The 19752-nt window shown below is 60.5% G+C and carries 22 protein-coding genes; 14 read left to right on the plus strand and 8 right to left on the minus strand.

What is annotated here, in order from left to right:
• Nucleotides 1–224: 224 nt before the first annotated feature.
• On the minus strand, nt 225–527 hold the full coding sequence (locus tag HX786_RS21755) for a DUF2288 domain-containing protein (RefSeq protein ID WP_178912573.1): 303 nt from the start codon (nt 525–527) through the stop codon (nt 225–227).
• A gap of 340 nt (nt 528–867) precedes the next feature.
• Here HX786_RS21755 and HX786_RS21760 point away from each other — a divergent pair, with 340 nt between their 5' ends.
• The 10 genes from HX786_RS21760 to HX786_RS21805 all read left to right on the plus strand — a co-directional run bounded on the left by HX786_RS21760 (nt 868) and on the right by HX786_RS21805 (nt 8586).
• Nucleotides 868–1995, plus strand: a complete 1128-nt coding sequence (locus HX786_RS21760; RefSeq protein ID WP_087693197.1) for a branched-chain amino acid ABC transporter substrate-binding protein — start codon at nt 868–870, stop codon at nt 1993–1995.
• Nucleotides 1996–2040: 45 nt separating this feature from the next.
• Complete coding sequence (locus HX786_RS21765) at nt 2041–2223, plus strand: hypothetical protein (RefSeq protein ID WP_003211657.1); 183 nt, start codon at nt 2041–2043, stop codon at nt 2221–2223.
• Nucleotides 2223–3146, plus strand: a complete 924-nt coding sequence (gene livH, locus HX786_RS21770; protein WP_003211659.1) for a high-affinity branched-chain amino acid ABC transporter permease LivH — start codon at nt 2223–2225, stop codon at nt 3144–3146. Before HX786_RS21765 ends, livH begins: the two co-directional genes overlap by 1 nt.
• Nucleotides 3143–4396 (plus strand): high-affinity branched-chain amino acid ABC transporter permease LivM, encoded by a 1254-nt coding sequence (locus HX786_RS21775; RefSeq protein ID WP_003211661.1) that lies wholly within the window; start codon nt 3143–3145, stop codon nt 4394–4396. The genes livH and HX786_RS21775 overlap by 4 nt, the downstream gene beginning before the upstream one ends.
• Nucleotides 4393–5160, plus strand: coding sequence for a high-affinity branched-chain amino acid ABC transporter ATP-binding protein LivG (livG, locus tag HX786_RS21780; RefSeq protein WP_003211663.1), 768 nt, complete (start codon nt 4393–4395; stop codon nt 5158–5160). The genes HX786_RS21775 and livG overlap by 4 nt, the downstream gene beginning before the upstream one ends.
• A gap of 1 nt (nt 5161) precedes the next feature.
• Nucleotides 5162–5863: an ABC transporter ATP-binding protein gene (locus HX786_RS21785; protein ID WP_003211664.1), complete on the plus strand. Its 702-nt coding sequence runs from the start codon at nt 5162–5164 to the stop codon at nt 5861–5863.
• 260 nt (nt 5864–6123) lie between these two features.
• Nucleotides 6124–6429 (plus strand): DUF2282 domain-containing protein, encoded by a 306-nt coding sequence (locus HX786_RS21790; RefSeq protein ID WP_178912574.1) that lies wholly within the window; start codon nt 6124–6126, stop codon nt 6427–6429.
• Nucleotides 6430–6455: 26 nt separating this feature from the next.
• Entirely contained in the window at nt 6456–7331 is an 876-nt protein-coding gene (locus HX786_RS21795) for a DUF692 domain-containing protein (protein ID WP_102368255.1), read from the plus strand.
• Nucleotides 7328–8104 (plus strand): DUF2063 domain-containing protein, encoded by a 777-nt coding sequence (locus HX786_RS21800; RefSeq protein ID WP_178912575.1) that lies wholly within the window; start codon nt 7328–7330, stop codon nt 8102–8104. Before HX786_RS21795 ends, HX786_RS21800 begins: the two co-directional genes overlap by 4 nt.
• Nucleotides 8101–8586: a DoxX family protein gene (locus tag HX786_RS21805; protein WP_178912576.1), complete on the plus strand. Its 486-nt coding sequence runs from the start codon at nt 8101–8103 to the stop codon at nt 8584–8586. Before HX786_RS21800 ends, HX786_RS21805 begins: the two co-directional genes overlap by 4 nt.
• Here the strand turns inward: HX786_RS21805 and HX786_RS21810 are convergent.
• A complete protein-coding gene (locus HX786_RS21810; RefSeq protein WP_003211675.1) occupies nt 8583–9491 on the minus strand; it encodes a LysR family transcriptional regulator in 909 nt (302 codons plus the stop codon). The genes HX786_RS21805 and HX786_RS21810 overlap by 4 nt on opposite strands.
• 104 nt (nt 9492–9595) lie before the next feature.
• On the opposite strand from HX786_RS21810, the gene HX786_RS21815 reads away from it, so the two are divergent.
• Nucleotides 9596–10195 carry a short chain dehydrogenase gene (locus tag HX786_RS21815; RefSeq protein ID WP_003211677.1) on the plus strand — a complete coding sequence of 200 codons (600 nt, stop codon included), beginning with the start codon at nt 9596–9598 and terminating at the stop codon, nt 10193–10195.
• 16 nt (nt 10196–10211) lie between these two features.
• On the opposite strand, the gene HX786_RS21820 is transcribed toward HX786_RS21815, so the two are convergent.
• Nucleotides 10212–10607 carry a hypothetical protein gene (locus tag HX786_RS21820; protein ID WP_008432073.1) on the minus strand — a complete coding sequence of 132 codons (396 nt, stop codon included), beginning with the start codon at nt 10605–10607 and terminating at the stop codon, nt 10212–10214.
• A gap of 136 nt (nt 10608–10743) precedes the next feature.
• Between HX786_RS21820 and HX786_RS21825 the strand changes: the two genes are divergently transcribed.
• Entirely contained in the window at nt 10744–11415 is a 672-nt protein-coding gene (locus HX786_RS21825; RefSeq protein WP_003211681.1) for a COG3650 family protein, read from the plus strand.
• Nucleotides 11416–11522: 107 nt separating this feature from the next.
• Nucleotides 11523–13136, plus strand: coding sequence for an NAD(P)/FAD-dependent oxidoreductase (locus tag HX786_RS21830; RefSeq protein ID WP_003211683.1), 1614 nt, complete (start codon nt 11523–11525; stop codon nt 13134–13136).
• A 135-nt stretch (nt 13137–13271) separates the two neighbouring features.
• Here HX786_RS21830 and HX786_RS21835 read toward each other — a convergent pair whose 3' ends face one another.
• Entirely contained in the window at nt 13272–14369 is a 1098-nt protein-coding gene (locus HX786_RS21835) for a PLP-dependent cysteine synthase family protein (RefSeq protein WP_178912583.1), read from the minus strand.
• A 213-nt stretch (nt 14370–14582) separates the two neighbouring features.
• On the opposite strand from HX786_RS21835, the gene nhaA reads away from it, so the two are divergent.
• Complete coding sequence (gene nhaA / locus HX786_RS21840; RefSeq protein WP_177037024.1) at nt 14583–15770, plus strand: Na+/H+ antiporter NhaA; 1188 nt, start codon at nt 14583–14585, stop codon at nt 15768–15770.
• Between the two features lie 81 nt (nt 15771–15851).
• On the opposite strand, the gene HX786_RS21845 is transcribed toward nhaA, so the two are convergent.
• The 4 genes from HX786_RS21845 to HX786_RS21860 form a co-directional block, all read right to left on the minus strand.
• Complete coding sequence (locus HX786_RS21845; protein WP_003189251.1) at nt 15852–16316, minus strand: glycine zipper 2TM domain-containing protein; 465 nt, start codon at nt 16314–16316, stop codon at nt 15852–15854.
• A 281-nt stretch (nt 16317–16597) separates the two neighbouring features.
• Nucleotides 16598–17245 (minus strand): pyridoxamine 5'-phosphate oxidase, encoded by a 648-nt coding sequence (pdxH, locus tag HX786_RS21850; protein WP_003211693.1) that lies wholly within the window; start codon nt 17243–17245, stop codon nt 16598–16600.
• A gap of 27 nt (nt 17246–17272) precedes the next feature.
• Nucleotides 17273–18442 carry an OmpA family protein gene (locus tag HX786_RS21855; protein ID WP_178912577.1) on the minus strand — a complete coding sequence of 390 codons (1170 nt, stop codon included), beginning with the start codon at nt 18440–18442 and terminating at the stop codon, nt 17273–17275.
• Nucleotides 18443–18584: 142 nt separating this feature from the next.
• Nucleotides 18585–19730: an EstA family serine hydrolase gene (locus HX786_RS21860; RefSeq protein WP_003211696.1), complete on the minus strand. Its 1146-nt coding sequence runs from the start codon at nt 19728–19730 to the stop codon at nt 18585–18587.
• Between the last annotated feature and the right edge of the window lie 22 nt (nt 19731–19752).

Genomic DNA, 19752 nt, shown 5'->3' on the forward strand with positions numbered 1-19752 from the left:
AACCATAAGTAGCCGTTACCTAAATAACGGATATGTACTCAAAAAACTCACACCCAGAAACAATTCCCCCCGCACTCCGCCGCTACCAAAACTGTTCCCATGACGCGCACGTAACCCCCGCCTGTGACCTTTCTCTACGGCAAGGTGCCATCACCGCAAATGCAGTTACCCGCCTACACACTTAAACTCGGAAAAATCACGCACCTTTTTCGCGCATGCTTTTCCTACACTGCCCTTTCCTGGATCAGAATCCACGGCGAAACCACCACCGCCCACAAACTCGGCTCCCGCTCAACCAGGTCCAATGCCCGCGTCGCAGACACCTCGCCAAGACTCCCCGCAGCCAGCCAGGCAGCGACTTTCTCAGGGTTATCCTCAGCCATGCCCTCGGCGGCCTCGATCAAATCCAGCCCGGCGTCGACCCACAATAGGGCACCCTTGGCAAAGAACGGCTCAAGCTCCTTCCAGGAAATTTCGGCAGTTTCACCAAGCAGCTTGGCATAGAGGGTGCTAGGTTCTTGCGTCATGGGAGTTCACCTGAAGAAAAAATCGGCGCAATCATACCGTCGAGCCCCAGGCAGAAAAACCCAGTTGCAAATGAGGCACCGAACGAAAGTGTCAGGAAAGCCAAGGATTGCCCGAAACTCTGGCATCACCCCGCCGCAATTCTGTCTTTTTCTTTCATTTAAGCGACATACCCGGGTTTTGCCCCCAGCAGCCAGCTTTTCAAGCGATCAACCGGCGCTCTACACTGTACCGGTACAGTTGCCAGGCCGCTGCCGGGGGATATCCGAGATATCTGATCCGGTTCTGCAGCTCACAAGGCCGCTAGAACTATAAAAAATACAACAGTAAGAGTGGAGCACTATGAATAAGGCTACTAAGCAGATTTCCAAACTGTTTGCCGCTATGGTCCTGGCCGGGGTTGCCAGCCATTCGTTCGCAGCTGACACCATCAAGATCGGTATTGCCGGCCCTAAAACCGGCCCTGTGACCCAGTACGGCGACATGCAGTTCATGGGTGCCAAGCAGGCCATCGCCGACATCAACGCCAAGGGCGGCGTAGATGGCAAAATGCTCGAAGCCAAGGAATACGACGACGCTTGCGATCCAAAACAAGCCGTGGCCGTAGCCAACAAAGTGGTCAACGACGGCGTCAAGTTCGTGGTCGGTCACCTTTGCTCCAGCTCCACTCAGCCAGCATCCGACATCTACGAAGACGAAGGCGTGATCATGATCACCCCGGCTGCCACCAGCCCGGAAATCACGTCCCGTGGCTACAAGCTGGTCTTCCGCACCATCGGCCTGGACAGCGCCCAGGGCCCTGCCGCCGGTAACTACATCGCCGACCACGTGAAGCCGAAAGTCGTAGCCGTTATCCACGACAAACAGCAATACGGTGAAGGCATCGCCACCGCCGTTAAACAAACCCTCGAGAAGAAAGGCGTGAAAGTTGCCCTCTTCGAAGGCATCAACGCTGGCGACAAAGACTTCGGTTCGCTGATCCAGAAGCTCAAGCAAGCCAACGTCGACTTCGTCTACTACGGCGGCTACCACCCTGAGCTGGGCCTGATCCTGCGCCAAGCCAAGGAAAAAGGCGTGAACGCCAAGTTCATGGGCCCTGAAGGCGTCGGCAACGACTCCATCTCGCAAATCGCCCAGAACGCTTCCGAAGGCCTGCTGGTTACCCTGCCGAAATCCTTCGACACCGATCCTGCCAACAAGGCAATCGTTGAAGAGTTCACCAAGAACAAGCAGGACCCAACCGGTCCGTTCGTGTTCCCGGCCTACTCGGCTGTTGAAGTGATCGCCGGCGGTATCGCTGCCGCGAAGAGCGAAGACACCGCCAAGGTGGCAGCGGCCATCCACGCCGGTACCTTCAAGACCCCGACCGGCGACCTGAGCTTCGACGCCAAGGGCGACCTGAAGGACTTCAAGTTCGTGGTCTACGAATGGCATTTCGGCAAACCAAAAACCGAAGTTTCCCCTCAGTAAGCCAGGCGTTACTGGTCAACAAGCCCACTGTGCAAGCAGTGGGCTTTGTTTTACGAGGTTTATGGGCCTGTCACCCGCGATCCGGGCGCTGGCTCACCTGAAAATCTTAAAACCGTCACCAGCGGTTCGCTGGCAAACGCTTTGTGCAACCTGATCACAGAACAGGGCACCGAGCCGGAAATTGACTCCACCAGTGAAATGCGTATCGGGTTTTTAGGAGCGCTGTAATGCCTGAGATCTATCATTTTTTCCAAACGCTGGTTAACGGCATGACCGTTGGCAGCACCTATGCCTTGATAGCCATTGGCTACACAATGGTTTACGGCATCATTGGAATGATTAACTTCGCCCATGGCGAGGTGTACATGATTGGTTCCTACGTGGCCTTCATCGCCCTTGCCGGGCTGGCCATGCTGGGTATCCATTCCCTGCCGCTGTTGATGACCGCTGCATTCCTGGCGTCCATCGTCGTAACCAGTGCCTATGGCTACAGTATCGAACGCGTTGCGTACCGCCCCTTGCGTGGCAGCAACCGCTTGATCCCGCTGATCTCCGCAATCGGCATGTCGATTTTCCTGCAGAACACCGTATTGCTGTCCCAGGACTCCAAGGACAAATCCATTCCCAACCTGATCCCGGGGAGCATCTCCTTCGGCCCAGGCGGCGCACAGGAAGTGCTGATTTCCTATATGCAGATCCTGGTCTTCGTCGTCACCCTGGTGGCGATGCTCGGCCTGACCCTGTTCATCTCCCGCTCCCGTCTGGGGCGCGCCTGCCGGGCCTGCGCCGAAGACATCAAGATGGCCAACCTGTTGGGCATCAACACCAACAACATCATCGCCCTGACCTTCGTCATCGGTGCCGCACTGGCGGCCATCGCCGCTGTATTGCTGAGCATGCAGTACGGCGTGATCAACCCCAACGCCGGTTTCCTGGTGGGCCTCAAGGCCTTCACCGCAGCGGTATTGGGCGGCATCGGCAGCATTCCGGGTGCGATGCTCGGCGGGCTGGTGCTGGGGGTGGCTGAAGCCTTTGGCGCCGACGTATTCGGTGACCAGTACAAGGACGTGGTGGCATTCGGTCTATTGGTTCTGGTGCTGTTGTTCCGGCCGACCGGCATTCTGGGCCGTCCGGAGGTTGAGAAAGTATGAGCAGATATCTTAAATCGGCGTTTTTCAGCGCCTTACTGGTCTGGGCCGTGGCCTTCCCGGTACTCGGGCTCAAGTTGAGCATTGTCGGGATCAACCTCGAAGTGCATGGCACCGGTCCCGTGACGTTGACCATCATTGCCCTGTGCTCGGTGCTGATGTTCCTGCGCGTGCTGTTCACCCAACAGGTCGGGGCACTCCTCAAGTCCAACCGTGGCCCGTTGGTATCGCCCAAGGTCAGCCAGTTCCTGACCCTGCCGCGCACCCAGCGCTACATCATCATCGGCCTGATCGTGGCCGCGTTGATCTGGCCTTTCTTCGGCTCCCGTGGTGCGGTGGATATCGCGACGCTGATCCTGATCTACGTGTTGCTGGGCCTGGGCCTGAACATCGTGGTGGGTCTGGCCGGCCTGCTCGACCTGGGCTATGTGGGCTTCTACGCGGTGGGTGCCTACACCTACGCGCTGCTCTCGCATTACCTGGGCTGGGGCTTCTGGATCTGCCTTCCACTGGCCGGCATGGCGGCGGCCACATTTGGCTTCCTGCTGGGCTTCCCGGTACTGCGCTTGCGCGGTGACTACCTGGCGATCGTGACCCTGGGCTTCGGTGAAATCATCCGTCTGTTCCTGCGTAACCTCACCGATATCACCGGCGGCCCCAATGGCATCAGCAGCATTCCCAAGCCAACGTTCTTCGGGCTGACGTTCGACCGCACCGCGGCCGAAGGCATGCAGACGTTCCACGAGTACTTCGGGATCGACTACAACCCGGTGAGCAAAGTGGTGTTCCTGTACCTGGTGGCCCTGCTGCTGGCACTGGCGGCGCTGTTCGTGATCAACCGCCTGCTGCGCATGCCGATCGGCCGTGCGTGGGAAGCGCTGCGCGAAGATGAAATCGCCTGCCGTGCACTAGGCATGAACCCGACCGTCATCAAGCTTTCGGCATTCACCCTAGGGGCCACCTTCGCCGGTTTTGCCGGCAGCTTCTTCGCCGCGCGCCAAGGTTTGGTGACGCCGGAGTCGTTCACCTTCATCGAGTCGGCAATCATCCTCGCCATCGTGGTACTGGGCGGCATGGGCTCGCAGCTCGGCGTGATCCTCGCGGCGATCGTGATGATCCTGCTGCCGGAAATGATGCGTGAATTCAGCGAATACCGCATGTTGATGTTCGGCGCCATGATGGTGCTGATGATGATCTGGCGACCTCAAGGCCTGCTGCCCATGCAACGTCCCCACATGGAGCTGCGCAAATGAGCCGCGAGATCCTGAAAGTCGAAAACTTGAGCATGCGCTTCGGCGGTTTGCTGGCGGTCAACGGCGTGGCCCTGACCGTGCAAGAGAAACAAGTCGTGGCTCTGATCGGCCCCAACGGCGCCGGCAAGACCACGGTGTTCAACTGCCTGACCGGCTTCTACAAGCCAGCTGGCGGCACCATCCTGCTGGACGGCCAGCCGATCCAGGGCCTGGCCGGCCACGAGATCGCCCGCAAGGGCGTGGTGCGGACCTTCCAGAACGTGCGGTTGTTCAAGGACATGACGGCGGTCGAGAACCTGTTGATCGCCCAGCATCGCCACCTGAACACCAACTTCTTTGCCGGCCTGTTCAAGACTCCGTCGTTCCGCAAGAGCGAGCGCGAGGCCATGGAATATGCCGCGTACTGGCTGGACAAGGTCAACCTCACCGAGTTTGCCAACCGTCCTGCCGGCACCCTGGCCTACGGTCAGCAACGGCGCCTGGAAATCGCCCGCTGCATGATGACCCGCCCGCGGATCCTCATGCTCGACGAACCGGCCGCCGGCTTGAACCCGAAGGAAACAGAAGACCTCAAGGCGCTGATCAGTGTGCTGCGTGAAGAAAACAACGCCACCGTGCTGCTGATCGAACACGACATGAAACTGGTCATGAGCATTTCCGACCATATCGTCGTGATCAACCAGGGCACGCCACTGGCCGACGGTACGCCGGAGCAGATCCGCGACAACCCGGAAGTGATCAAAGCCTATTTGGGGGAAGCGTAAAATGCTGCAATTCGAAAACGTTTCCACTTTCTACGGCAAGATCCAGGCGCTGCACAGCGTCAACGTGGAAGTGCGCCAGGGCGAAATCGTTACCCTGATCGGCGCCAACGGTGCCGGTAAATCCACGCTGCTGATGACCCTGTGCGGTTCGCCCCAGGCTCACAGCGGCAGCATCCGCTACATGGGTGAGGAGCTGGTGGGCCAGGCCTCCTCCGAGATCATGCGCAAGAGCATTGCCGTGGTTCCGGAAGGCCGCCGGGTATTTGCCCGCCTGACCGTGGAAGAGAACCTCGCCATGGGCGGGTTCTTCACCGACAAGGGCGATTACCAGGAGCAGATGGACAAGGTGCTGCACCTGTTCCCGCGGCTCAAGGAACGCTTCAGCCAGCGCGGCGGCACCATGTCCGGCGGCGAACAGCAAATGCTCGCCATCGGCCGCGCGCTGATGAGCAAGCCCAAGCTGTTGTTGCTGGACGAACCGTCTCTGGGGTTGGCGCCGATCATCATCCAGCAGATCTTCGACATCATCGAACAGCTGCGCAAGGACGGTGTGACGGTGTTCCTGGTGGAGCAGAACGCCAACCAGGCGCTGAAGATTGCCGACCGCGCCTACGTGCTGGAAAACGGCCGCGTGGTGATGCAGGGTAGCGGCGAACAACTGCTGACCGATCCGAAAGTACGTGAGGCTTATTTGGGCGGTTGATGCCCATCCGGTCAATGTATGAGCGGGCTTTTGTGGGAGCGGGCTTGCTCGCGAAGGCGGTGGATCAGCCAACTTGTTTGGTGACTGACCCACTGCCTTCGCGAGCAAGCCCGCTCCCACATTTGTTTGGTGTGAACCAAAGACTTTGGCGAAACCTGAAATTATTTTCCCCGGCTTTGTAACGAATCCCTTCCCCCTTTCTCTAGTGGTGTAAGCAGGCGAACATGCTTGCCAACCCAACCCACTGCTGGAGATACACCATGACTACCAAAACCCGCTCGCTGTCCGCCGCCACCCTCGTCCTGGCCCTGGGTTCGGCCCTGAGCCTGTCCGCCCTGACCACCACCGCCCACGCCGCCGATGACATGCAGAAATGCTTCGGTGTAGCCGAAGCCGGCAAGAACGATTGCGCCGCAGGCGCGGGCACTTCCTGCGCGGGCACCTCGAAGGTCAAGGATCAGGCCAACGCCTGGAAACTGGTCCCGGCCGGTACCTGCCTGAAAACCCCAAGCACCACCTCGTCAACCGGCTTCGGCCAGGAAGCTGCCTTCACCGCCAAGTCCTGAAACCCTGCACAGCCTGAGTACTGACGATGACGCTCTCATTCACCCACTCCATCTCCCAGGCTCAGGCGCCCGGCCTCCCCCGTCGGGCCGGGCTGGGGCTCAAGAACGAGCACTTCAGTGAAGTGCTCGAGACGTCCCCCGATATCGGTTTTTTTGAAGTCCACGCCGAAAACTACATGGTGGCCGGCGGGCCTTTCCATCACTACCTGGGCTTGATCCGCGAACAGTACCCGCTGTCGCTGCACGGTGTAGGCCTGTCCATTGGCGGCGAAGGTCCGCTGAACGACGAGCACCTGGTGCGCTTGGCCACGCTGATTGAACGCTATCAACCCCACTCCTTTTCCGAACACCTGGCCTGGTCCAGCCACGGCCCGGTGTTTCTCAATGATTTGCTGCCGCTGGCGTATGACGATGAAACCCTGAAGCGGGTGTGCGAACACATCGACCAGGTACAAACCCGCCTGCAGCGGACCATGCTGCTGGAGAACCCGTCGACCTATCTGCAATTCCAGTGCTCCACCCTGGAAGAGACCGACTTCATCAGCGAAGCGATTCGCCGCACCGGCTGCGGGCTGCTGCTGGACGTGAACAATGTGTATGTGTCGTGCATCAACCATCAGCAAGACCCGCTGAAGTACATCGAGGCCTTGCCGTTGCACGCCGTGGGCGAGATTCACCTGGCAGGGTTTGCCGAAGACACCGACAGCCTCGGCGACCGTTTGCTGATTGACGATCACGGCGCCCCCATCGACAACGCGGTATGGCAGCTCTACCAGCACGTGCTCAGCCGCACCGGGCCGGTCGCCACGCTGATTGAACGCGACAACCAGGTGCCGGCGTTCAGCGTGCTGCACGCTGAAGCACGCGAGGCCGACCGGTTTCTGCTGGAGGTGCGTGCATGAGCCGCCAGGACGTCTTTAGCCGCGCACTGCTGTCCCCCGAGGAAAACTGCCCGCAAGGCTTGTTCAGCCGCAACGGCGCCGATCCGGCCGGTCGTTTTGCGGTGTATCGCAACAATGTCCATAGCTCGCTGATCAACGCGCTGGCCGCCGGCTACCCGGTCACCCTGCAACTGGTGGGCGATGAGTTTTTTCGGGCGATGGCCGGTGTGTATGTCCAGGGTTTCCCGCCGACAAGCCCTCTGATCAATGAATACGGCAGCGACCTGGCGGACTTTATCCAGGGCTTCGCCCCCGCCGCCAGCGTGCCTTACCTGGCTGACGTGGCGCGCCTGGAGCGATTGCGGGTGAGGGCCTACCACGCGGCAGACGCACAGCCACTGGATCAACAGGAGGTCATCGCCACCCTGCAACAACAGTCGGACCTGGGCGAACTGCGCCTGCAACTGCATCCATCCCTGGCCACCCTGAACTCGGCCTACGCCGTGGTGGCTTTATGGGCGGCGCATCAGACCGGCGAATCCCTCGCCACCCTCGACCCCTTCCATGCCCAAAGCGCGCTGGTACTACGCAATGGCCTGCACGTGCAGGTATTTCACATCGACAGCGGCTCAGCGACGTTTATCAACAGCCTGAACAACGGTTGGCCATTGGAAATGGCCGTGGCCTACGCCCTCGATGCGGCCACCGAATTTGACCTGCACCAATGCCTGGCCCTGCTGATCGGTCACGGCGCCATCACCCACTTGCACACAGAACCCAAGGTATCGCCATGAACACCACCGCTCCCGGGCTGATCCAACGGATCATCCAGTGCTTCGAGAAAATCCCCTACAGCCTGCTCGCCTTTGTCGCACGCTTCTCTATCGCGGCGGTGTTCTGGAAATCCGGACAGACCAAGGTCGAAGGCTTCGCCGTGGACCTGATCGGCGGCACGTTCCAACTGGGCTGGCCGCACTTGGCGCCGTCCACCCTGCCGCTGTTTCGCAGCGAATACCACGTGCCGCTGCTGTCTGCGGAAGTGGCGGCGCACATGGCTGCGTTCGCCGAGCATTTTTTCCCGGTGCTGATCCTCGTGGGGTTTGCCACGCGATTCTCGGCGCTGGCGCTGCTGGGCATGACCCTGACCATCCAGCTTTTCGTCTACCCGGACGCCTACCCGACCCACGGCACCTGGATCGCATTGCTGCTGCTGTTGATGGCCAAGGGGCCGGGCAGCTTCTCGATTGATCACCTGATTGCGCGACGCTACCGCTAAAGGCGATCGAGGGCCTCGCCGCTGCGCTTGAACCAGCCCACCAGATAATCTGCGAGTACCTGGGTGCGGCGCGGCAGGCCGCCCTGATACGGATGGACCAGGTACATCGGCATGCTGCGGGTCTGATAATCCCGCAGGAGCCAGCGCAGGCGACCGTCAGCCAATTCCGCGTGCAGCACGTAGGACGGCAAGCGCGCGATGCCCGCCCCCACCAGTGCAGCCTTCTTCAACAAGTTGTAATGGTTGGAGGCAAAGGTCCCGGATACCCGAACCCGCAGCAGCTCATGCTGCTGGTGATACAGCCACTCTTCACGACCACTGTAGTGGCTGTTCAGCAAGCAGTTGTGGCCCACCAGTTCCGCCGGCGTCAGCGGCTCGCCGTGCTGTTCCAGGTAAGCCGGGCTGGCGCAGGTCATCTCGTGCCAGGCGAGCAACGGCTTGGCGACCAGACGCTCGTCGTTGGCGACCTCCGAACGTACCGCCAGGTCGAAGCCATCCCGCGCCAGGTCCCGGTACTGGTTGTTGAGTTCCAACTCGATCTGCACCTGTGGGTACTCCCGGGAAAACTCCAGCAACAGACCGTCGAAGAAGGTTTCGCCCAGGGACACCGGAACCGTCATACGCACCGGGCCGACGAGATCATCCTTGAGCCTGGCCAATGCCTGACGTGCCCGCTCCACCTGGACCACCAACGCCTGGGCTTGCGGCAACAGCGCCGCACCCGCCGCCGTCAGGCTCAGGCGGCGGGTGGTGCGATGCAACAACACCACCGAAAACTGCGCTTCCAACTGGCTGATGCGCTTGGACAGTTGCCCTTTGCTGCAGCCCAGTTGCTGGGCCGCCAAGGTAAAGCTGCCGGCTTCGATCAACACGGCAAACGCGGCGAGGTCATCCATTTCGCTCATGGATTGTTTCCAATTGAAAACCAAAGGTTGCCTATTAGTGCACTTATCCGCGCAAAAAATCACTCTAGACTGAAACCTCACCTACACATCTGGAGGAAGGCACGATGAAAATCCTGTTGATTGGCGCAAGCGGTACCGTGGGTTCGGCGGTGAAGGCAGAACTGTCCCAACGGCATGAAGTGATCAGCATCGGTCGCAAAAGTGGCGACTTCCAGGTCGATATCAGCGACAGCGCGTCGATCCGCAAACTGTTCGAACAGACCGGCAAATTCGACGCACTGATCTGCGCCGCCGGCAGCGTCAACTTCGTGCCCCTGGGCGACATGAGCGAAACCGATTTTGACCTGGGCCTGCAAGACAAGCTGATGGGCCAGGTCAACCTGCTGCTGATTGGCCGCGAGTTCGCCAATGACGGCGCGTCGTTCACCTTCACCAGCGGCATTCTCAACCGCGATCCGATTCGCACCGGTGCTTCGGCCGCCCTGGTCAACGGCGCGCTGGATGCATTCGTGAAAGCCGCTGCGATCGAACTGCCCCGCGGCCTGCGCATCAACTCGGTCAGCCCTACCGTCCTGCTGGAAGCCATGGGCAGCTACGCGCCTTACTTCCGTGGGTACAAACCGGCTCCGGGTGCAGAAGTGGCGTTGGCCTACGCGAAAAGCGTGGAAGGCTTGCAGACCGGGCAGACGTTTATCGTAGGCTGACCAGCCTGAAAAGCCGTCACCGTTGAACCCAGGGCATCCATTTACGGAGCATGTCCTGGGGGACGGAAAACTGTATTTCTCGTGTGTTCAGCACACCCATGACAGTGGCGCCATCACTCACGTTGTAGCCGTCTACGTATGTCGAAACCTGCTTGTTGTAAGCCAGTAAAGTAATTGCAGCCGTGCGGGCCCTGGCCTCCGGGCTCAGCGTGACATTGACCGAAATAAAGTCCGGGCTACTGTCAGGCGTCCTCTTCACGGTGATCGAGATCTCGGTAAAGTCAGTGGCAGAGGAGTACTCCAGCCGCGCCGGTTCACTGCCCAGTGCAGAACCCGTCACCAGTAACAGCCCCCACAGATTCCATCGAATAGTCATCGCGGCTTTCCGAATAAAAGAGAAAGACGTTCCCATGACCGTTCACATCCCTCTATAGGAAAAGTCCCAGCAGGGATGATCGCCCCCGGCACACCTTATTCAACCTGTGTCCCGGGCTTGTGATGCACCGCCAGCCTGCGTAACGTGGCGGCACTTATCAGGAGACCCGATGATGCGTGCCGCCCGTACCCTAGCCTTGTTTGCCCTGCTGCCCCTGTTCGCCGCCTGCCAGATGTTCGATAACGAGCCGGCCAAGCCCTCTCTCGCCGGGATGACCCGCATGCAGGGCGAGTTGACGGCCCAGGGTGACAAACTGCTGTTCCAGCCCTGCAACGACAAACGCAACTACGTGGTCAACGACACCGGTGGCACCAGCATCCTGCAGGAGGCCGCCTCCCTGGCCGGCCAGCAAGGCGCACTGTTTGCCGACCTGCGTGGCAAGTTCTCCGGCGTCGCCAGCGGCACCCAGGGCACGGTGGACCTGCAACAGGTGTACCGCGTCGAGCGCTCGACCTCGGCCTGTGATGACCCGGACTTCAAGCGCATGATCCTGCGGGCCAACGGCCACAAACCGGCCTGGGCGATGAACGTCACCGCCAAGGGCATGGTGCTGGAGCGTGAAGGCCAGCCACCATTGGCCGTGCCGTATGTGGAAGAGCAATCGGGCGACGGACGGTTCAACCTGATGACCGAAGCGAATAACCAGCACATCGAACTCTGGGTGGCCCCGCAACGCTGTGTCGACAGCGCCAGCGGCAGCCTGCAGCACATGTCCGCTGAGCTTCGGGTCAACGGCCAGGTGCAACGCGGTTGCGCGTCGTTCGGCGGTTCGCGAGACGACTGATTGCGCCCTGCGCTGTTTTAGCATGACGGGAAACCGCTGTTGGGGCTTATAATCACCGGTTTGCAAAACAGCCGGCCTCTTTGCCCGCCGCCTACCGGATTCCTGTCATGTTACGAATCACCGAACTCAAGCTGCCCATCGACCATCCCGAAGAAGACCTGCGGCCTGCCATTGTGCAACGCCTGGGCATCGCCAGTGATGACCTGCTCGATTTCACCCTGTTCAAACGCAGCTACGACGCCCGCAAGAAATCGTCGGAGCTGTGCTTCATCTACACCATCGACCTGGAAGTCAAAGGCGAGGCGGCCCTGCTGCTCAAGTTCGCCGACGACCGCAACGTCAACCCGGCGCCGGACATCAGCTACAAGGTCGTGGGCCATGCGCCGGAAGGCCTGACCGAGCGGCCGATCGTCGTCGGTTTTGGCCCGTGCGGGATCTTCGCCGGGCTGTTGCTGGCACAGATGGGTTTCAAGCCGATCATCCTCGAGCGCGGCCGCGAAGTGCGCCAGCGCACCAAGGACACCTGGGGCCTTTGGCGCAAGAATGTGCTGAACCCGGAATCCAACGTGCAGTTCGGTGAAGGCGGCGCCGGGACCTTCTCCGACGGCAAGCTCTACAGCCAGATCAAGGACCCGAAATTCCACGGTCGCAAGGTGCTGCACGAGTTCGTCAAGGCCGGTGCGCCAGATGAAATCCTCTACGTCAGCAAGCCGCACATCGGTACGTTTCGCCTGACCGGCGTCGTGGAAAACATGCGCCAGCAGATCATCGCCCTGGGCGGTGAAGTGCGCTTCGAGCAGCGGGTCACCGACGTGCTGATCGAAGACGGCCAGTTGAATGGCGTGGTGGTGGATGGCGGCGAGCAGATCCTGTCCAAACACGTAATCCTGGCCCTCGGCCACAGCGCCCGCGATACCTTCCGCATGCTGCATGGCCGTGGCGTGTACATGGAAGCCAAGCCGTTCTCGGTGGGTTTCCGTATCGAACACCCGCAGTCGCTGATCGACGCTGCACGCCTGGGCAAGTACGCCGGCCACCCGAAACTCGGGGCCGCCGATTACAAACTGGTGCACCACGCCAAGAACGGCCGTTCGGTGTACAGCTTCTGCATGTGCCCGGGCGGTACCGTGGTCGCGGCGACATCAGAGCCGAACCGCGTAGTAACCAACGGCATGAGCCAGTACTCCCGTAACGAACGCAACGCCAACTCCGGGATCGTGGTGGGCATCACCCCGGAAGTGGATTACCCGGGCGGCCCGCTGGCCGGGATCGAGTTGCAGGAACGCCTGGAATCCCACGCGTTCATCCTCGGCGGCAGCAACTACGAAGCACCGGCGCAGCTGGTGGGTGATTTCATCGCCGGCAAGCCGTCCACCGCCATCGGTACCGTGGAGCCATCCTACAAGCCCGGCGTAGCCCTGGGTGACCTGGCGCTGGCGTTGCCGGAGTTTGCCATCGAAGCCATCCGCGAAGCGTTGCCGGCGTTCGAGAAGCAGATCAAGGGCTACTCGCTGCACGACGCGGTCCTGACCGGGATCGAGACCCGCACTTCATCGCCGCTGCGGATTACCCGTAACGAGTCGATGCAGAGCCTGAACGTGAAAGGCCTGTTCCCGGCGGGCGAAGGTGCCGGTTATGCCGGTGGGATTTTGTCGGCGGGTGTCGACGGGATTCGGATTGCCGAGGCGCTGGCGCGGGATATGTTGGGTATCGAGGCTTAACCACTGCGCTGAAAACGCAGCAGATCAAATGTGGGAGCGGGCTTGCTCGCGAATGCGGTGGATCAGCCGAATGATGTATTGGCTGACACACCGCATTCGCGAGCAAGCCCACTCCCACATTGGTAATGCGGTGTTTCAAATATTGGCGCGCAGGATGCTTTCCGGCAACGGTTGCCCCCGCTCGACACTCGCCGCAACGGCCGCAATCAAACCCTCCAACTCATACCCCTGCCCTGCCAGCCAGGCCTGATCGTAATAGGTCGTGGCATAGCGCTCACCGCCGTCGCACAAGATCGCCACGATCGAGCCCGACTCCCCTGCCGCCTTCATCTGCTGCGCCGCGATCAATGCACCGATCAGGTTGGTGCCACTTGAGCCGCCTACTCGCCGCCCCAAGCGCTGCGCCAGGTAATGCATGGCCGCCAGGGACAGCGCATCCGGCACCTTGACCATCGCATCAATCACTTTCGGCAGGAACGACGCCTCAACCCGTGGCCGGCCAATACCTTCGATGCGCGAGCCACAGTCCAGGCGCAGGCTGGCGTCGCCGCTCAGGTAGTAGTCGAAAAACACCGAACGCTCCGCGTCCGCGCACAACACTCGGGTGCAGTGCTGGCGATAACGCACATAACGCCCCAACGTCGCCGTGGTGCCACCCGTGCCGGGGCTGGAAATCAGCCAACTCGGCTCCGGATAACGCTCAAAGCGCAGTTGCTGGAAGATCGATTCAGCGATGTTGTTGTTGGCGCGCCAGTCAGTGGCACGTTCGGCATAGGTGAACTGGTCCATGAAATGGCCACCGCTTTCCTGCGCCAGGCGCTCGGATTCGGTGTAGATCTGCGTCGGATCCTGCACCAGATGGCTCTTGCCCCCGTAGAACGCGATCTGCGCAATCTTTTCCTGGGAAGTGGTGGCCGGCATCACCGCAATAAACGGCAAGCCCAACAGCCTGGCGAAGTACGCCTCGGAGATCGCCGTGGAACCGCTGGAGGCTTCGATCACCGGTGCACCGGGCTTGAGCCAGCCGTTGCACAACGCATAGAGGAACAACGAACGCGCCAGCCGATGTTTCAGGCTGCCGGTGGGATGGCTGGACTCATCCTTGAAATACAACTCGATACCCGGCAAACCCTGCATTGGCAAGGGGATCAGGTGGGTGTCGGCACTGCGCTGGAAGTCCGCTTCAATAATGCGAATGGCTTCGCGGGCCCATTGGCGGTTGTCGCTCATGATCGGTTTCTCTAAGGATTTCAGTCCTGATCTTAGGATGTTTCCTACACTCCACACAGATACAGTCATGACTCAATTGGACACACAATTTCCGGGGTCTGGCGCGCAAGTGATCAGACCGATCCCTTATAACAAATAAGAATATAACTTTTGTTTTAACAACTAACGGTACGGGTTAGGGTACCCACCTATTGAACTTTGATTGGAGAGCATCCCTTGCCTCTGCGTAGCACTTTCACCCGTTTCTTCCAGCTGGAAGCCGCCAGCGGTCTGCTCCTGATCGCTGCTGCCGCTTTGGCGCTGATCATCAACAACTCACCGCTGTCGCACCTCTACGCGAGTTTTCTCGACGTGCCGGTGGTCGCACAAATCGGCGCCCTGAAAATCGCCAAGCCGGCGCTGCTGTGGATCAACGACGGCCTGATGGCCCTGTTCTTCCTGCTGATCGGCCTTGAGGTCAAACGCGAGTTGCTCGACGGCCAACTGTCCAAGCCTTCGCAAGTAGTACTGCCGGGAGCGGCAGCCATCGGCGGCATGGTCGTGCCGGCGCTGATCTATTGGGCGCTGAACAAGGACAACCCGGCCGCCCTGGGTGGCTGGGCAATCCCCATGGCCACCGACATTGCCTTCGCCCTGGGCGTATTGGCCCTGCTGGGCAAGCGCGTGCCGGTTTCGCTGAAGTTGTTTCTGATGACCCTGGCCATCATCGACGACCTTGGCGCGATCATCGTCATTGCACTCTTCTACTCCGCCGACCTGTCCGGCGCCTCGTTGGCCGGTGCAGCAGCGTGCCTGATCGCCTTGATTGCGATGAACCGGCTGGGTGTCGTCAAGCTGGGGCCCTACATGATTGTCGGGCTGATCCTGTGGGTCTGCGTGCTCAAGAGCGGCGTACACGCCACCCTCGCGGGCGTTACATTGGCGTTCTGCATCCCGCTGCGCACCAAAAACGCCGAGCCATCGCCGCTGCTGACCCTGGAACACGCCCTGCATCCCTGGGTGGCCTACGCGATCCTGCCGCTGTTTGCCTTTGCCAATGCCGGCGTCTCGCTGGCTGGCGTCAACCTGGAAAGCTTCACCCACCACGTGCCAATGGGCATCGCCGCCGGCCTGCTGCTGGGCAAGACCGTTGGCGTACTGGGCTTCACCTGGGTCATGGTAAAAACCGGCCTTGCCGCACTGCCCGCCGGCGCCAACTGGGGCCAGGTGCTCGGCGTGGCGGTCCTGTGCGGCATCGGCTTCACCATGAGCCTGTTTGTCGGCTCCCTGGCGTTTGTGCCGGGCAGCAGTGAATACGCGGGTATGGACCGGATGGGCATCCTGACCGGATCGATATTGGCGGCGCTGATCGGGTATGCAGTGACGGCGATGGCCAGTCGCAAGCAGGCGCTCGTACAAGCCTGACCGTTAAGAACAATCGCTCCCCCAACAAAAAACCCCAACCGGCCACCCGGTTGGGGTTTTTCTTTTCCTGCAACCTTACCCTTAGCGAGTAACGCGGCTGGTTCCGTCCACCGTCATGATGCGGACGCGGTCGCCGATGCGGAAGATTTCGTTCTCTTGAACCGCCTGGACGTAGGCGCGCATGCTGCCATCATCTTCGCGGACGGTGATTTCAACACCCTGGGTGCGGGTCAGGCCTTCCTCGGTGGCCGAGCCCAGCAGGCCGCCGGCGACTGCGCCGATAACGGCGGTCACGATGCTGCCACGGCCGCCGCCGATGGCGCTGCCGCCAACGCCGCCGATGACTGCGCCCGCAGCGCCGCCGATTGGGGTCTTGGTGCCTTCGATTTTCACCGGACGCAGGGATTCGATGGTGCCCATGCGAACAGTCTGTACACGACGAGCTTCGTCACGGGAGTACGAGTCGCCGGTCAGACTCGAGGCGCAGCCACCCAGCAGCAGCGACAGGGTGGTAAAGCAGGCAACTAGTAAAACGGACTTACGCATAGCATCAACTCCAAAGGACAGGTATCCATTAAACCGCTGTGGCTTGCCGCCTGTCACGGCATGCCGGGCAGAAAATTGTTTTCATTCAGCCTTAGTACAGAGAACCTGTACCGAAAAACTCGACGAACGGTAGCGTTCCCACCTCCCTCAGGATCTTGATGGACGCTGTCATCATTGTAGCTAACGGCCGCATAACGCAGCGCAGCGCTACCCATCCAAGGCCTCTGACTAGAGACTTCGGCGTGCAGCGCTACATTCAGGCGAGGTGACGAAAGGTGGGCTCAGGGCGCCAGGCGCTCACGGGTCCAGTCGGCCCCCTGCAAGCGGAAGTTCAAGCGGTCGTGCAAACGACTCGCGCGGCCTTGCCAGAACTCGATGCGCTCCGGCAGCAGGCGGTAACCACCCCAGTGTTCGGGGCAATCAGGCTGGGTATCGCTGAAGCGTTGTTCGGTGGCCTTGAGCAGCGCCTGCAACTCTTCGCGGTCCCTGATTACCCGGCTTTGCGGTGAAGCCCAGGCACCCAGGCGGCTACCCAGGGGACGGACCTGGAAGTAAGCATCCGACTCCTCGGGCGAGACCTTGACCACCCGACCTTCGATGCGCACCTGGCGCTCCAGGGTCGGCCAGAAGAAGGTCATGGCGGCAAACGGTCGCGCCGCGAGTTGTTCGCCCTTGGCGCTCTGATAATTGGTGAAGAAGGTAAAGCCCTGTGTATCCAGGCCTTTGAGCAGCAGGATCCGGCAGTGCGGGCGACCGTCCTGGTCCACCGTAGCCAGGGTCATGGCATTGGCCTCCACCGGTGGCTGTTCGGTTTTCACCGCGTCGGCGAACCACTGGTGGAACAAGGCAAACGGTTCATCCGGGGCCTGGGCCTCGCTCAAACCGTCCCGTGTGTAGTCACGGCGCATATCGGCCAGTGCCTGGGTCATGCGGCTTTATCCTTCTTGCTCAAATAATCAGTTCTTCGCCTGGTCGTTGGTAGCAGCTGGAGCGGCGGCCTTGGCAGGTGCTGGCTTTTTAGCAGCAGGCTTGGCCGGGGCCTTTTTGGCAGCCGGCTTGGCGGCAGCTTTCTTGGCAACGGTTTTTTTCGCCGGAGCGGCAGCTTTTTTGACAGGAGCAGCGGCTGGAGCAGGAACGTCCTGCACAGCGACCATTTCAGCCTTCGGCGGGTTGGCCGAGTTGTACTTGCTCAACAGGGCCAGCATGGTGGTGCGCTGGGTGAACATGATTTCCATGCGACGGTTCAGGGCGCGGCCCTGGTTGCTGTCGTTGGCGGCACGCGGCATCAGGTCGCCCATGCCACGCAGCATCAGGCGGTCCTGCTTCAGGCCGCTGAGGCTGAAGATCGAAGCGATGGACTGTGCACGTTCCTTGGTCAGGGCCTGGCTCACCGGCTCGGCACCCGAGGTATCTACATGGCCCAGGACCAGTACGGCGGTCTTCGGATCGCCTTCAACGGCCTTGGCAACACGGGTGAACGGACCCAGGGTCACGGGCAGCAACATCGCCGGGCGTTTCGGGTTGTAGGAGCCGTCAACCGGAGCAATCACCACCAATACGTTGTCGCGGCGTTCCAGTTGCAGGTTGCTGTCCTTGATCGCGAGACGCAGGCGTGGCTCGTAGTCGTCCAACCAGGCCTGGGTGATTTTTGGATCAGGCATCGGGATGTTGGCGACGTCGACCTTGGCCAATGGCTTTGGCTTGCTTTCGAACGGCCACCACCATTTGGTATCGGTATCCGTCTTGGCAACGGCAGGTGCAGCGGCCGGTGCATCAGCCGGGGCGCCGGAGGCAGGCGTTGCCGCCTTGAGGTCGGCCTTCAGGTCTGCCTTGGCGTCGTCGGCTTTCGACGAGAACGGCCACCAGCTGGAGCCGGTATCCGCCTTCGCAACCGGTGCAGGTGCAGGTGCAGGTGCAGCAGCCGGTGCTACCGGCGCTGGCGCCTTGGCCGCTACCGCCGGCTTGGCATCCGGTTTGGTGTCGGCCTGGCTCACTGCGTCCTTGGTAGCAGCCTTATCGGAGCCAAATGACCACCAATGCCCGCCCTCGGCATCATTTTGTGGGGTTTGTGCACAGCCAGTAATAGTGAGGCATAGCGCCAGTGCCAAGGACTTGTTCGATAACATGAGATATCCACAAAATGAGAAAAAACCAGGGGCCTGAATGACCCGTTAAACAGACGCTTTTGGAACATTAAAGTTACAACATTTTGCCTAGCGTCTTTTTGTATGTGCCTTTGTAACAAAAAAACGCAAGACAGCAAGCTATTTACAGACAACCGGCCAATATTCTTACCAACTTTTGCGCCCGCGGGTCCATAAGTACATAGGGGCCCAATGTATTGGTCACGAAACCAAAGGCTACATCATGTTCCGGATCGGCAAACCCCACCGAACCACCGGCCCCGGGATGCCCAAAGGCCCGTGGGCCAAGGCCGAACGTGGCGTTTGGCACGTGCGGTTGATCCAACATGCAACCCAGCCCGAACCGGGTTTGTGTCAATAAGGTTTTATCCGGGCCGATACTGTGTTCGCGGGTCAACTCTTCGAGCATATCGGCTTCCAGCAAACTACCGTCGAGCAGCCCACTATAAAAACCCGCCAGACTTCGCGCATTACCGTGACCATTTGCCGCTGGCTGCTGCATACGCCGCCATTCGGGTTTATTAGTGCTGGTCAGAATAGACGGTGGATTGGTAAATGCACGGGTAGTCATCGCCGTCGGCTCGCGCATCGTTACTTGAAGTAAACGTTGTGCCGCCTCATCGCCAACATTGCCCTTGCCTCGGGCTATATGGGCAACTCGATAAAACTCTTCATCCGCCAACCCCACATGAAAATCCAGGCCCAGTGGCCGTGCAACCCGGGCCACGATGGACTCGCCCGGCCCACGACCGTCGGCGCGGCGCAGCAACTCGCCCACCAGCCAACCATAAGTAATCGCCGCATAACCGTGCCCTTCCCCGAGCTTCCACCATGGCGCTTCGGCGGCGAGGGCGTCGACCATCATCTGCCAGTCGTACAGGGCTTCGGCGGGCAGCGTTTCACGCAGGGCCGGCAACCCGGCCTGGTGGCAGAGCAGATGGCGCAGGGTGATGGCTTCCTTGCCCGCGGCAGCAAACTCCGGCCAGTACTTGGCGACCGGCGCATCCAGCTGCAACTTGCCTTCGGCCACCAGTTGCAGCGCCGTGACGGCCGTAAAGGTCTTGGTGCAGGAGAACAGATTGGCAATGGTGTCGCTGTGCCAGGCCTCGGCACCGTCCTTGTCGGCGGTACCGGCCCACAAGTCGACGACGGTTTCGCCGCCAATCTGGATGCACAGCGCGGCACCACGTTCCTGAGGGTCGTCGAACAGCGCGGCGAAGGCTTCACGCACCGCTTCGAATTGAAGCTCGTAATGACCCTGAATCTGCACCTAAGCCCCCTTGGAAAAGTAC

The sequence above is a fragment of the Pseudomonas sp. 21615526 genome (assembly GCF_013386245.1).
Taxonomy (GTDB): domain Bacteria; phylum Pseudomonadota; class Gammaproteobacteria; order Pseudomonadales; family Pseudomonadaceae; genus Aquipseudomonas.

Coding starts and splice junctions, on each gene's coding strand:
- HX786_RS21755 (WP_178912573.1), bottom strand. CDS start 527: ATGACGCAAGAACCTAGCACCCTCTATGCCAAGCTGCTTGGTGAAACT.
- HX786_RS21760 (WP_087693197.1), top strand. CDS start 868: ATGAATAAGGCTACTAAGCAGATTTCCAAACTGTTTGCCGCTATGGTC.
- livH (WP_003211659.1), top strand. CDS start 2,223: ATGCCTGAGATCTATCATTTTTTCCAAACGCTGGTTAACGGCATGACC.
- HX786_RS21775 (WP_003211661.1), top strand. CDS start 3,143: ATGAGCAGATATCTTAAATCGGCGTTTTTCAGCGCCTTACTGGTCTGG.
- livG (WP_003211663.1), top strand. CDS start 4,393: ATGAGCCGCGAGATCCTGAAAGTCGAAAACTTGAGCATGCGCTTCGGC.
- HX786_RS21785 (WP_003211664.1), top strand. CDS start 5,162: ATGCTGCAATTCGAAAACGTTTCCACTTTCTACGGCAAGATCCAGGCG.
- HX786_RS21790 (WP_178912574.1), top strand. CDS start 6,124: ATGACTACCAAAACCCGCTCGCTGTCCGCCGCCACCCTCGTCCTGGCC.
- HX786_RS21795 (WP_102368255.1), top strand. CDS start 6,456: ATGACGCTCTCATTCACCCACTCCATCTCCCAGGCTCAGGCGCCCGGC.
- HX786_RS21800 (WP_178912575.1), top strand. CDS start 7,328: ATGAGCCGCCAGGACGTCTTTAGCCGCGCACTGCTGTCCCCCGAGGAA.
- HX786_RS21805 (WP_178912576.1), top strand. CDS start 8,101: ATGAACACCACCGCTCCCGGGCTGATCCAACGGATCATCCAGTGCTTC.
- HX786_RS21810 (WP_003211675.1), bottom strand. CDS start 9,491: ATGAGCGAAATGGATGACCTCGCCGCGTTTGCCGTGTTGATCGAAGCC.
- HX786_RS21815 (WP_003211677.1), top strand. CDS start 9,596: ATGAAAATCCTGTTGATTGGCGCAAGCGGTACCGTGGGTTCGGCGGTG.
- HX786_RS21820 (WP_008432073.1), bottom strand. CDS start 10,607: ATGGGAACGTCTTTCTCTTTTATTCGGAAAGCCGCGATGACTATTCGA.
- HX786_RS21825 (WP_003211681.1), top strand. CDS start 10,744: ATGCGTGCCGCCCGTACCCTAGCCTTGTTTGCCCTGCTGCCCCTGTTC.
- HX786_RS21830 (WP_003211683.1), top strand. CDS start 11,523: ATGTTACGAATCACCGAACTCAAGCTGCCCATCGACCATCCCGAAGAA.
- HX786_RS21845 (WP_003189251.1), bottom strand. CDS start 16,316: ATGCGTAAGTCCGTTTTACTAGTTGCCTGCTTTACCACCCTGTCGCTG.
- pdxH (WP_003211693.1), bottom strand. CDS start 17,245: ATGACCCAGGCACTGGCCGATATGCGCCGTGACTACACACGGGACGGT.
- HX786_RS21855 (WP_178912577.1), bottom strand. CDS start 18,442: ATGTTATCGAACAAGTCCTTGGCACTGGCGCTATGCCTCACTATTACT.